Annotated in this window: 17 protein-coding genes; 13 read left to right on the top strand and 4 right to left on the bottom strand. The window is 62.1% G+C overall.

The window, feature by feature from the left end:
- A partial coding sequence (locus ABF821_RS16990; protein WP_415530888.1) for a DUF736 family protein occupies positions 1 to 131 on the top strand: 131 nt, incomplete at its 5' end.
- A 50-nt stretch (positions 132 to 181) separates the two neighbouring features.
- Here the strand turns inward: ABF821_RS16990 and ABF821_RS16985 are convergent.
- Complete coding sequence (locus tag ABF821_RS16985; RefSeq protein WP_415530885.1) at positions 182 to 433, bottom strand: helix-turn-helix domain-containing protein; 252 nt, start codon at positions 431 to 433, stop codon at positions 182 to 184.
- Positions 434 to 704: 271 nt separating this feature from the next.
- On the opposite strand from ABF821_RS16985, the gene ABF821_RS16980 reads away from it, so the two are divergent.
- From ABF821_RS16980 to ABF821_RS16935, 10 genes are all read left to right on the top strand, one after another.
- Positions 705 to 905, top strand: a complete 201-nt coding sequence (locus tag ABF821_RS16980; protein ID WP_415530884.1) for a transcriptional regulator domain-containing protein — start codon at positions 705 to 707, stop codon at positions 903 to 905.
- A gap of 64 nt (positions 906 to 969) precedes the next feature.
- Entirely contained in the window at positions 970 to 1,491 is a 522-nt protein-coding gene (locus ABF821_RS16975) for a DUF2285 domain-containing protein (RefSeq protein ID WP_415530883.1), read from the top strand.
- A gap of 96 nt (positions 1,492 to 1,587) precedes the next feature.
- A complete protein-coding gene (locus tag ABF821_RS16970; RefSeq protein WP_025439263.1) occupies positions 1,588 to 1,887 on the top strand; it encodes a helix-turn-helix transcriptional regulator in 300 nt (99 codons plus the stop codon).
- The gene (locus tag ABF821_RS16965) at positions 1,884 to 2,960 is read left to right on the top strand and encodes a replication initiator protein A (protein ID WP_415530882.1); all 1,077 of its coding nucleotides are present in this window, start codon (positions 1,884 to 1,886) and stop codon (positions 2,958 to 2,960) included. The genes ABF821_RS16970 and ABF821_RS16965 overlap by 4 nt, the downstream gene beginning before the upstream one ends.
- Complete coding sequence (locus ABF821_RS16960; protein WP_415530881.1) at positions 2,957 to 3,445, top strand: DUF2840 domain-containing protein; 489 nt, start codon at positions 2,957 to 2,959, stop codon at positions 3,443 to 3,445. Before ABF821_RS16965 ends, ABF821_RS16960 begins: the two co-directional genes overlap by 4 nt.
- Positions 3,442 to 4,071, top strand: coding sequence for a S26 family signal peptidase (locus ABF821_RS16955; RefSeq protein ID WP_415530880.1), 630 nt, complete (start codon positions 3,442 to 3,444; stop codon positions 4,069 to 4,071). Before ABF821_RS16960 ends, ABF821_RS16955 begins: the two co-directional genes overlap by 4 nt.
- 58 nt (positions 4,072 to 4,129) lie before the next feature.
- A complete protein-coding gene (locus ABF821_RS16950) occupies positions 4,130 to 4,471 on the top strand; it encodes a DUF736 domain-containing protein (protein WP_415530879.1) in 342 nt (113 codons plus the stop codon).
- Positions 4,468 to 5,151: a lytic transglycosylase domain-containing protein gene (locus ABF821_RS16945; RefSeq protein ID WP_415530878.1), complete on the top strand. Its 684-nt coding sequence runs from the start codon at positions 4,468 to 4,470 to the stop codon at positions 5,149 to 5,151. Before ABF821_RS16950 ends, ABF821_RS16945 begins: the two co-directional genes overlap by 4 nt.
- Positions 5,152 to 5,358: 207 nt before the next feature.
- The gene (locus ABF821_RS16940; protein ID WP_415530877.1) at positions 5,359 to 7,098 is read left to right on the top strand and encodes a relaxase/mobilization nuclease domain-containing protein; all 1,740 of its coding nucleotides are present in this window, start codon (positions 5,359 to 5,361) and stop codon (positions 7,096 to 7,098) included.
- Positions 7,099 to 7,152: 54 nt separating this feature from the next.
- Entirely contained in the window at positions 7,153 to 7,494 is a 342-nt protein-coding gene (locus ABF821_RS16935; RefSeq protein WP_415530876.1) for a hypothetical protein, read from the top strand.
- A gap of 76 nt (positions 7,495 to 7,570) precedes the next feature.
- Here the strand turns inward: ABF821_RS16935 and ABF821_RS16930 are convergent, their stop codons facing one another.
- From ABF821_RS16930 to ABF821_RS16920, 3 genes are all read right to left on the bottom strand, one after another.
- Positions 7,571 to 8,467 (bottom strand): abortive infection family protein, encoded by an 897-nt coding sequence (locus ABF821_RS16930; protein ID WP_415530875.1) that lies wholly within the window; start codon positions 8,465 to 8,467, stop codon positions 7,571 to 7,573.
- The gene (locus ABF821_RS16925; RefSeq protein WP_048851030.1) at positions 8,464 to 9,126 is read right to left on the bottom strand and encodes a hypothetical protein; all 663 of its coding nucleotides are present in this window, start codon (positions 9,124 to 9,126) and stop codon (positions 8,464 to 8,466) included. The genes ABF821_RS16930 and ABF821_RS16925 overlap by 4 nt, the downstream gene beginning before the upstream one ends.
- A 189-nt stretch (positions 9,127 to 9,315) precedes the next feature.
- Positions 9,316 to 9,468, bottom strand: coding sequence for a hypothetical protein (locus tag ABF821_RS16920; RefSeq protein ID WP_415530874.1), 153 nt, complete (start codon positions 9,466 to 9,468; stop codon positions 9,316 to 9,318).
- Between the two features lie 172 nt (positions 9,469 to 9,640).
- Between ABF821_RS16920 and ABF821_RS16915 the strand changes: the two genes are divergently transcribed.
- Positions 9,641 to 11,638, top strand: a complete 1,998-nt coding sequence (locus ABF821_RS16915) for a conjugal transfer protein TraG (protein ID WP_415530873.1) — start codon at positions 9,641 to 9,643, stop codon at positions 11,636 to 11,638.
- Positions 11,639 to 11,645: 7 nt separating this feature from the next.
- The coding region (locus tag ABF821_RS16910) for a ribbon-helix-helix protein, CopG family (protein ID WP_415530886.1) at positions 11,646 to 11,849 on the top strand (204 nt) is incomplete at its 3' end.

Below are 11,849 nucleotides of genomic sequence, written 5' to 3'. Positions count from 1 at the left end.
GGCGCGAATATCTCAGCGTGAAGCTGGACGATCCGACCCTTCCCGGTCCGATCTTTGCCAGCCTCTTCGAAGAGGAAGGGGGCAGCTACAACCTGGTCTGGAGCCGCCAGCGCCCGCGCAACGGGGACTGACCACCCCCGGCCCCTCCGGTTCGCCGGAGGGGCTTTCTTCTTCAGGCCAGTTATGGCTTCCCGCCGGTCGGTGCATCTTCTGTCGCGACAACGTGGCTTTCATCCAGTAATGCAGCCGGCCGCACGTCCAGCGCCTGCGACGCATGCCACAGCGAAAGCAGCGTCGCGTTCTGGCGTCCGGTCTCGATCCAGCTGATATAGGCGCGGTCGACACCCATCCGTTCCGCCAGGGCTTCCTGGCTGAGACCGGCGGCGCGTCGCAGGCGCCTCACGTTCGCGCCGAAGAGTCCTCGGATGTCCATCCGCAGGATAGGAACGATTTGTGTATTATCGCGCTACGTATTATAATACACGGGCGGTTTCTCTCCCGCCGGAGCGATGCTCCGCAGGTATCACGTGATGCCGGAAAAACCGGCCTTTCACGCCCATGCGGCCTGAATCCTTCATCTCCATCTAAATGATCCCGATCAGGCCGGATATTTGCGGGATCACCTCCCTGAGTCTTCGGGACTACCCGTTCCGGTTCCGCACCGGATACTGGGTCGAATCCATGACATATCGGGGGAGGGGGACGTGCCGACAATCCGGCCGTGGGATGCCGCACCCCTTCGTCGCGCCTACGCCGGGCTCGACACTGCCGGTCTCGCCCAGGAATGGCTGCGACACAATCCGGCCTACCGGCGCGATCATGCCGCAACCATGACGACGGGCAAGGTTGACGCCGAGGTATGGCGCGCTTTTGCCCGTCGCTGGGGGTTGCGTTTTCCCTGTTGACCCTGATCTCCCCGCCTGGCTTGCCCCAGCTTTCTGGGATCCGGACATCGCGCCGGAGGTCGCTGTGCGTGGCGACGGGGGTGACATTCTGTCCCGCCTCGCGCCCTCCGCGCGGGCACGACATGACGGTCCCGATGGCATCCATCTCGTGCTGGACAGTGCGGCGGGTCCGCTGCGCTTTGTCATAGTCGTCGATCGGCAGCCCGATGCGTCAGGAACCTGGTTCGTCATCGATGACGGGCACCTCCCGACCCGCCTGGCCTGCGTGGCACGCTTCGGGCGCCTGCTCGCCGGCCAGATGCCCGGTCCCCTTCCCTCCACCTTGCGCTTGAGTCCACAACAGAAACTCCGCCAGATCCGCATGCTCTGCATCTTGGAAGGCCGGCGCATGGGAGTGGCGACACGCCGGATCGCGGCGGGCATCTACGGCGAGCGCATCCTGCACCTGTCCCGCAATGAGTGGCGTGCCAGTTCATGGCACCGGGCTTTCTACCGCGATCTCGACGGCGCCGCGTTCTACCAGAACGGCGGCCACATCGCCCTCCTTCAGGGGCTGAAGCAGGGGGGTGACAGTCTCGCGGCCTGAACTTTGTCATCCCTCCCCACAGCTCATTCTCCGGCAGCGTCCTCCCATGAGCCGCGACATTCCGCACGCGGCCCGATCCACCGGGAGGACGACCCCATGCGTGTCCAGCCGACACTGCCACCGCGCTATCTGCGCACCCCGGACGCGGCCAATTTCGTTGGCCTGTCCATCCGCACCCTCGAAAAGCACCGGAGTTGCGGCACCGGTCCGCTCTACCGCCAGCTTGGCGGCCGGATCGTCTATGCCGTGGAAGACCTGTGCGCCTGGGCCGATCTGAACGTCAGGCTCTCCACCGGAGACGGTGGCGGCATACCGATGCCATCCGATCCCCGTGCGTATCTCGTGCGATTGCAGGCCAGGGTCCGTCGGGCAGCGCGGCGGAGTGCCGGACGATGATGCCGGCGACTGACAACTGGCGCCAGCCCGACCGGCGCTTCGTGGTCTCCGGGCCTGCCAGCCCGCGTGACATCCGTGATCTGATGGATCGTCCGTTCTTCGCGCTCGGGAAAATACCGCGTCATGAGCCGATCCGTCACCGGTCCGGCTACAGCGAAGTTCACGTCGTGTCCTCCGGCGATGCCGGGCTGGCGACACTCATGGATGCCGACGTGCTGCTCTGGCTTGCCGGGCAACTCAGGGGCGCGCTGAACGAGGGACAATGGATTTCCCGCCATGTCCGTTTCACGCCCTGGCGTCTGTTCCAGGATCTCGGCTGGGATGCTGGCGCGCATCAGTACCGACGCCTGCGTGGCGCGCTGGCCCGTCTCGCGGCTACGACGGTGATGACGAATATCCGCAATGGCCCGGACTGGCGGGAACGTCCGTTCGCCTGGGTCAGTCATGTCCGTATCTCCCGCGACGATGGCGTCGCTCTGACCCTGCCGGACTGGTTCCTCGCCGCTGTCACCGAGCCCACACGCGTGCTGACCGTGCATCCGGCCTATTTCCACATGCGGAGCGGAATCGGACGCTGGCTTTACCGGTTCGCCCGCCGACGTGTCGGACGGCAGAAGGGACGATGGCTGTTCGATTTTACCGAATTGCATGGCCGTTCCGGCACACTGATGCAACGATATGATTTTGCGCTCGCGCTGGGAAAGATCGTTCGGGCGCAATCGCTTCCGGGATACCATCTTTCGACCTGTCTGCGACATGGCACCGACTATCTGCGGATTGAAGCAACGACGCCGTCCACAGGGCCTGTGGAGAAGCCTGTGGAACCACTCGTTGCCACAACGGTGGAAAGACACGTTGGAACAGATACGGTTGTATCGTTGGGTCGTTCAAAAAACCACTACGTAACCCATTGTTCCGTAAGAAAATCCGCGAGCCGTAACCTCTTAACTTATAAGTACAATACTATAGGTAGTAGTACGAAGGGTATTTTTCGCGATAATTTCGACCTGTCCGGACAGGGCAAAAAAGAGGCTCGGGAAGCGGTCGCGGATCGCGGGGCAGGTGTCCCATGACCGCCCCCTCTTTCCGATCGCAGGGCGACGCGCTCACGACGGTCGAACTGACCTGGATCGAGAAGCGCATCGAACACTGGGTCCGCTTCGGCCACCCCGCCGAGGATCGCATTCTCGACCGTCGGCGCAGGCTGATGAGCTTCACGCCGGACAGCGTGTTCGCGTTCATCCGCTGGGCCGCGAACGATTTCGGAACCGTCGTGTCCTGCATCGACATCGTGCGCGCCGTTGAGGCTCAGGAAGCCTGCCAGACGGTGCCCTTCGTGCGGCCCGGTGGTGAGAGTCTGCTGCGGCAGAGCGGCTGGCCGAAGGTACGTCGCGTACTGGAGGCCATCGACGGCGTCGAGGTACTGGGGATCGATCCCGCGGCCGCCTGTCCCGATCACTGGCGGCATCTGCACCACCGGCTCACGGCAGTGCAGGAGCCACGTCCCTACACGCGGGAGCGCCACGAGGCGTGGCTTCGCAGGAGGGCCATGTCATGACCCGGCGTGCATGGTTCTTCACCACGTATTTCGCCGTGCTCGGCGTGGGCACCTCGCTGGCGTTTCATCCCGCGCCCCGCTGGGTCTGGAACGAAACGGCGAGTGTCCCAGTCGGGCTGTATCGCATCCAGTCCACCGTCCCGATCCATGTCGGTGACATCGTCGCGCTCCGCCTTTCCGAGCGCGAAGCGACGCTGCTGGCGACACGCGGCTATCTGCCTTTCGGCGTGCCGCTGCTCAAGCCTGTGGCGGCACTCGCCGGGCAGAGCGTCTGTCGCACCGGCATGCACGTCACGATCGACGGAAAGGCCGTCGGTGACGCGAAGACCGTCGATCATCGGGGCCGCAAGCTGCCGGTCTGGCAGGGGTGTCAGCATCTCGGGCCGGGGCAGGTGTTCGTCATGAACGCCGCCGTGGCGACCAGTCTGGACGGTCGGTATTTTGGCGTCCTGCCTATGGATACCATCATTGGCCGTGCTGTGCCCGTGCATGTCCGGACCGGTGAAGCCGAGCCACCGCCGCCGCATTTCAATCCCCTCCCGGAGCCGGATGATCCCGTGCGGAAGGGACTGCTCCTGGCCCCGCCCATGATGCCCGCGAAAGAGAGCGAACCACCCATCCAATGATGGTCGCCCGGCTATTGAATTCCTTGTCATTTCCAGCCTGTCTGAAAGGACTTTTCCCATGAGCCAGATCGGATTTTTCACCCGCACCGCCGAGGGTTTCGTCGGGCGCGTGCGCACCCTGTTGCTGGATGCCGAACTGACCTTCGTGCCAGCGGAAAACAATGGTGCCGAGCATGCACCCGATTACCGCATCCATTTCGGTGATGGAGAGTCCGGACCCGAACTGGGCGCGGGATGGAAACGCACCGGGGAACGTGCCGGTGAATACATTTCCGTCGTCCTGGACGATCCCAGTTTAATGCAGCCAATCCGCGCCACGCTGTTCCAGGCCGGTCGCGGTGGACGTGAATGGCAACTTGTGTGGAACCGCCCCACGAAACGTCAGGGAGGCCGGGAATGAATGCCCGGTTTTTCATGTCCGCCGGCATGCTGGCCGTGCTCGCGCTGTCGCTCTCGCCCATCCCGGTCCAGGCGCAGGATTTCGACGATCTGGTGCGTCAGGCGGCGGAACGGAATGCGATCCCGGCAACGTGGGTGCGGGCGGTTTTGCAAGCCGAAAGTGCCGGAGATTCGCGTGCGGTATCTAGCGCCGGTGCGATGGGCCTGATGCAGTTCATGCCGGGGACCTGGAAAGATGTCCGGCGCACTCTTAATCTGGGCAATGATCCCTTCGATCCGCATGACAATATCGCGGCCGGGACAACCTATCTGCGATGGCTGCACGATCGATATGGCGATGCAGGTTTCCTCGCCGCTTACAATGCCGGCCCCGGTCGTTATGACGAGCATCTGGCAACCGGTCGACCATTGCCTGCCGAGACGATTTCCTATGTTGCGTCTGTCGTCCGGCTGATCGATGGCCCATCATTCAGCGTGCGTTTTTCCATCACTCCAGCGCGTGACTGGACTTCTGCCACACTCTTCATTTCCGGCAGCGAAAATGCGTTTCGATCGTCTTCTCAAAGCATTTTTTTAAGCAAAGCCGGGCAGGCGATTTTCACTCCGTCCGCGCTCTTCGCAGGGCATGTCCGTGGCGTGCCCGGAGTGGGTTCGACACTGGGGGCGGAGCGGGGGAGGTGAATCATGAAAACCCCGGAAAACCAGCAGAAAAAGGAGGGCAGAAAAAGGAGGGCTGGATAAAAGGCCGCACATTGCGGCTCGGTTGGGGTGGCTGTTTTCCGGGGTTTTTGAAGTCTTGTTGCGAGGTGCGTGGATTTCTCGCACCTCGCGACAAGGTGTCATCTCTTTGATCCGGCGCGATCTTTCGCGCGGTGCAAGGCAGTTTTCATGAACAGGGACGAGGAATTCCGGGTCCGGCCTGGGCGTATCCGCTCAACCCGCGCCCAGCAGGCGCGGCCCTTCGTGACGCAGGTGCTGGCGTCCGTGCAGCGGGCCGGTGGCAGGGTGTCCCGCGCGGGGAAAATCAATGCCGGGCGTCGATCCAGTTTCGGGCGCGGCAGGGCAGCCGCCCATGCCGCCAATCGCCTGCTGACCAGCCGTTCGCGGGGCGTCGTGATCAAGGCCCGCGTCGTGCGACATGCACCGCGCGCTACGCCTCTGGCGGCACATCTTCGCTATCTCCGTCGGGAGGGCGTGACGCGGGACGGTGAGGATGCCCACCTGTTCGGCAAGGACAGCGACGACATCCGCGCCTCGGACTTCGCCGAACGCTGCGATGGAGACCGCCACCATTTCCGCTTTATCGTCTCGCCCGAGGATGCGCCGGAGATGTCGGACCTGCGGGCTTTTGCGCGCGACCTGATGGGGCAGATGGAAACCGATCTCGGCACGAAACTCGACTGGGTTGCTGTGGACCATTGGAATACAGCGCATCCCCATTTGCATATCATCGTCCGGGGTGTGGCGGAGCATGGGTCCGATCTGGTGATCGCACGTGATTACATCCGCGAAGGCATGCGCGCCCGTGCCCAGGATCTGGTGACGCTGGAACTCGGGCCACGCACGGATCGCGGCATCCACCAGGCGGTCGAGCGGCAGGTGAACGCCGACCGCTGGACACAATTGGACCGCCAGCTTCAGAGGGACGCGGGGCAGGATGGTGTCATCGATCTCGGGCGCGCGCCGGGCGAAACGCCGGACGCCTTCGCCACCGTGAAGCTGGGCCGGTTGCGCCGTCTGGAGACTATGGGGCTGGCGCACCAGGTCGGGCCGGATCGCTGGCGGATAGACGAGAATGCCGAGGCAACCTTGCGGGAGATCAGCGAGCGCAACGACATCATCAAGCGCATCCACCAGGGGCTGGCGGAGCAGAAGATCGATCGTGCCGCGTCATCATGGGTCATGGCCGCCGAGGACACCACCGATTCCGTCATCGGCCGGCTGGTGGATCGTGGCCTGGATGACGAACTGCGCGGCACGGCCTATGCGGTGATCGACGGGATTGATGGGCGCACGCACCATGTCCGTCTGCCGCACCTCGAAGCCGCAGGCGATGGGGCGGTTGGCTCTATCGTGGAACTGCGGCGTTTCACCGACAAACAGGGACGTGACCGTGTCGCGCTGGCTGTGCGCTCGGACGTCACGCTGGATCTGCAGGTGACGGCTGAGGGTGCCACCTGGCTCGACCGGCAGGCCATCGCGCGGGAACCTCTTGTCCTCGCGTCCACCGGGTTCGGCGCCGAGGTGAAAGAGGCGATGGAAAAACGCACGGATCATCTGGTGGAACAGGGGCTAGCCAGCCGCGACGGCGGGATTATCCGCTACGCCCGGAACCTGGTCGCCACGCTGCGTCAGCGGGAACTGGAGACGCTGGGCCGAAGCCTCGCCGGGAAGTCGGGGATCCCTTTGCGGCGGAGCGGGGAGGGCGATCCCGTTACCGGCACCTACCGTCAGCGTTTCAACCTGGCGTCGGGCCGGTTCGCCATGATCGATGACGGGCTGGGCTTCGAACTGGTGCCGTGGTCGCCGTCGCTGGAAAAACAGCGCGGGCAGGAGGTGTCGGGTATCATGCGCGGCGATGGCGGGATCGACTGGTCGTTCGCGCGGAAACGCGGGCTTGGATTGTAAATTAGTTGAGAATAAGCATATTTTATCCACAGTAGTAAAAGCAGGGAGGCGGCAATGCCAAAAGTTCAGGCAGGGAACTTGATTCTTGAGGTTCCTGACTCGTTCGAACATGAAGGTGAGGATGTGGAGATCTCACGTTCGGATATAACTCCTGTGTGGAGCGAAGACGCGACTGACGACGATGATCCTATTGGTTTTGAGATAAGTCTCGAACTTGAGAATCAAGGAACCGTAGTAATAGGTGTGGTAGGTGACGCTTACGGGGAAGCTCAGGTGCTGGATGGTCCAGTTAATGAGCCTGATGATTATGACCATCCGGATGACCGCCCTTATGATACGCGTTTTATGCCCCCCGACGACTTTGTGGAGCGGGTAAGCATTTCCTTGGCCGAGTAAATAATTTCTTGTTAAAATTGATCTTGCCGGAAATTCTTAGGTTTGAGGCGTAAAATTAGGGTGATCTGACCGGTCTTCAGAGATGCTCGGCATGTTGGGGCAGTGCGCGATGTTCCTGGCGTTCCCAGGTTTCGATCAGGAACAGTGCCAACGAACTTGCCGCATTGATGGCAAGCCGAGCAATCCGGGCGTCCATGCGCCGGAAACCCTTTTCGCGACCATGCGCATCTCCGCCGTGCGTTCGTAATGCGCCAATGCCTTTGGCAACGGAGGTGAGACCACTGAGCGTCTGACGGATGTCCGCTTCTATTTCCGACGGGAGATCGGTACGCCCAGGAGATAGGCCAAGGGGTATCTGCACAGCGCGGATCAGCCCATCAATATCCTTTTTGGGCGGCAGTGGCAGGGCAAGTTCCACGAGGATCGAACGGCACACCGCCTCAATCAGGGAACAGGCCGCTGTCACCGCATCTTCCGGATCGCTTTCCAGATTGGGGAGAGCCCGTGCGATTTCCATCTGGACCGTGTCGAAATCCAGCGTGGCCACTTTCTTGATAAATGGTTCGACAATTCCGCCGGCTCCCTGACGCTCTGTCAGAACAGCCTTCCCGCCGACGATAACGACGGCCAACTGGTCAGCTCCAAGAGCCTTGTTGAGATGCTCGCGTACAGCGGTCGCTCTGTCAGGATGCTCCAGATAGGTGCGGGGGTCACAGACCTGTTCGATAATCCGGGTGAGATAGACCTCAGCGTTACCATCAGGGTGGTTGGCGATCCTGCGGAGGAAGTCAGTTGTGGCCGGGACGCGCGAACTCGCGCCAATACGCATATCGAGGCCACAGTTGAGAAAGAACTGCTCGATTTTGGGGCCTGAGCGATAGATACCAATTGGTGGTGTATTATCGTTTCCGGCACCCCCCGTGATCGTATTGACCAAAGCTTTGATAACAAACGGAGAGAACTTGCCGGTCATGGCTTCATCGCGAGCAGGGTGAGAACGGTCTGCTTTCGGTCCATCCAGGCGGCGGCCACCTGACTGCGCCATGCGATCATGTCATGGATCCGTTGATAATCATCGGCGATATTGCGAGTGAAGATTGGTTCGTGATGTGCGATCCGGTTCCTCAGACGTCGAATGATCTGGAGGTCCGCATAGGCCGCTGCCCGCAATTGCGGTATCGTTTGTCCTGATGGGGCTCCGGGGAAACAGTTACGCAAATGTGTGTTCCAGATGCGACTGTCCTGACCGGCAGTGAAAATGTTCTCCCAGAATGCAAACTTTAATTCGGCTATAATTTTGCCGGTGGTAGGCAGTATCGCGGCGCGAGCTTGAAGATCGATCGCCGGGTTATATCGTGCCCGACCCTTCGGGCGAGGCAGGCTTCGGATGAAACCATTGTTCCATGGCCAGTTGGCACCATGGACGTGCTCAATCGCTTCAGCGATGCCATTGCGGACAGCAACTTCGCAGACCTGAAGCGGGATGATCAGCGCCGATGAAACGTCGAGATTCCACTCATAAAGCGCGAGAGCTTTTTCCCGGTCGTTGCCCATGGCTTGCAGGTATGTTGCAAAGCGTGGTGCGGAAATGACGACGGGCAGATCCTGTATCTCGGCCGGGGAGAAAGGCAATGAGGAGTTCCTGTAGGCACGATATTGACGGTGGCATCAGAGCCACGATATAAGAACGTAGCGGCTTTGAGAACGCGGGCTTATGCCCCCCCTCATCGTCCAAGGATATATTAAGGCTCGCCGAAAGGCGGGCCTTTTTCTTTATATTGCCCGTCAAGCGCCTTGGCCAGAGTGACTATGGCGGGCAGTTCAAAGCGTTGGAAATTCATCGCTCAGGAAGCCGTGCCCTGTGTGCAATGCGTTCACGGCATCAATCACATGGTCGAGCTTCCGCTGTTCCTCCGTGCATTGCTGATCGACGGTATCGTCAGACGGGGGGAAGAGGAGAGACGATCCGGTCATGGCTCGACTCCTTCCGGGGTTATTCTGCGCATGATGTGCGGGTTTGGCTGTAGCCCGCAACGTGCAAGTATTTTTTCGCTCCTGTACGCACTGGTACGACAGGTGACACAGGACGCTTGCTTCCCGGAAAATCCCGGTTCTTCGCTGTCTCCCATAACGAGGGGAGGACTCGATGGACCAGCCGGGAACACGCATCCAGTGGGGGCAGGCATTCGTTGTCCTGTCCATGATCGTGCTGTCCTGGTGGACGGCGACACAATGGACGGCGTGGGAACTGGCGTTCCAGCCAGAACTTGGCCGACCGTGGTTCATGGTCCTGCACCGCTGGCCGGTCTACGCTCCGCCACTGTTCTTCTGGTGGTGGTACGAGTTCGACGCCTACGCGCCGGCAGTGTTCGCGAGGGGGGCCTGGATCGCGGGCTCCGGTGGGGTTCTGGCTTTCGCGGCGGCGGTGGCACTCTCTGTCCATCGCGCCCGTGAAGCGAAGCGCGCCGCGACCTATGGCTCCGCCCGCTGGGCCGAGGACGCGGAAATCCGCGCGGCCGGGCTGCTGGGCGAGGATGGCGTGGTGCTGGGCAAATACCGCCGCGACTATCTCCGGCATGACGGTCCCGAGCATGTCCTGACCTTCGCGCCGACGCGCACCGGCAAGGGTGTGGGAATGGTGATCCCCACGCTCCTGACCTGGCCGGGTTCGGCCATCATCCATGACATCAAGGGCGAGAACTGGCAGATCACCGCCGGTTTCCGTGCCCGCTTCGGACGTGTGCTGCTGTTCGACCCCACCAATCCGGCGTCCTCGGCCTACAACCCGCTGCTGGAGGTCCGGCGCGGGGCGTCGGAGGTTCGCGACGTGCAGAACATCGCCGACATCCTGGTGGATCCCGAGGGATCGCTGGAACGGCGCAATCATTGGGAGAAAACCTCCCATGCCCTGCTGGTCGGGGCGATCCTGCATGTGCTCTACGCCGAGGACGACAAGACCCTCGCCGGGGTGGCGAAATTCCTCTCCGACCCGAAGCGGTCGATCGAGGCGACTTTGTCCGCCATGATGCGGACATCGCATCTCGGGGAGGCGGGGCCGCACCCCGTCGTGGCCTCGGCGGCGCGGGAACTCCTGAACAAGTCCGACAATGAGCGCTCCGGCGTGCTGTCCACCGCCATGTCGTTTCTCGGTCTCTACCGTGATCCCGTGGTGGCGACGGTGACCAGTCGATGCGAATGGCGGATCAGTGACCTGCTGGAGGGGGACCGGCCTGTCTCGCTGTATTTCGTCATCCCGCCCTCGGACATCAGCCGTACCAAGCCGCTGATCCGCCTGATCCTCAACCAGATCGGGCGTCGGCTGACGGAGGACCTGTCAGGTCGCGCGGGCAGGCGATGCCTACTGCTGATGCTCGATGAGTTTCCTGCCCTTGGCAGGCTGGATTTCTTCGAGAGCGCGCTGGCCTTCATGGCGGGCTACGGGATCAAGGCGTTCCTGATTGCCCAGAGCCTGAACCAGATCGATAAAGCCTACGGCCAGAACAACAGCATTCTCGATAATTGTCATGTCCGGGTCAGTTTCGCGACCAATGATGAGCGCACGGCGAAGCGGGTGTCCGATGGTCTGGGGGTGGCCACCGAGATCCGGTCGCAGAAGAACTATGCCGGGCACCGGCTGTCGCCCTGGCTCGGGCATCTCATGGTCTCGCGTCAGGAGAGCGCGCGGCCCCTCATGACGGTGGGGGAGGTCATGCAGCTTCCGGCGCGGGATGAGGTGGTCATGGTGGCGGGCTGTCCGCCCATCCGCGCGCGGAAGGCGCAGTATTTCCGGGATCGCCGTTTTGTCGAGCGCGTCCTGCCGCCACCGGATCCCACGCAATTGGCACGGCCAGTGCGACCTGATGACTGGAGTGACCGCGCGCTTCCTGCCACCCCGCCGCCGGAGAAAACGTCGACGGCACAGCCTGACAAGCCCGACGATGCTGACAGCGATGAATCCCTCGGCACGGGGCGGAAATGGTCGCGCGAGCATGACCCGGCAAATATCGGCAAGCACAGCAAGCGCACCGCTTCCGATCTGTTTGGGGAGGAACCGCCACAGGATCCAGAAGCGCGGGACCGCGCTGACCTGACGCGGATCGCCCGGCAGGCCGGCCTCGACCGTGGCAACGATCTCGGGTTGTGAGGGCATGATGAGAACATCCCCGAAGAAGACGCGGCTGTCGGTTTATCTGGAACCAAAGCTGCTGGATGCCCTGACCGCGCATGCAGCACGGCGTGATCTCTCCCTGTCCCTGGTGGCGGAAGCCGCCATAGCATCCTTCCTGTCTCCTGATGCTGATGAGCGGCGGGAAGCGGCGATGAGCCGCAGGCTGGACCGCCTCGACCGGCAGGTC

It is taken from the genome of Gluconacetobacter sp., assembly GCF_047721585.1.
Lineage (GTDB): Bacteria > Pseudomonadota > Alphaproteobacteria > Acetobacterales > Acetobacteraceae > Gluconacetobacter > Gluconacetobacter dulcium.
The sequence above is the reverse complement of the archived record's forward strand: the minus strand, read 5'-3'. Positions and strand labels throughout refer to the sequence as shown.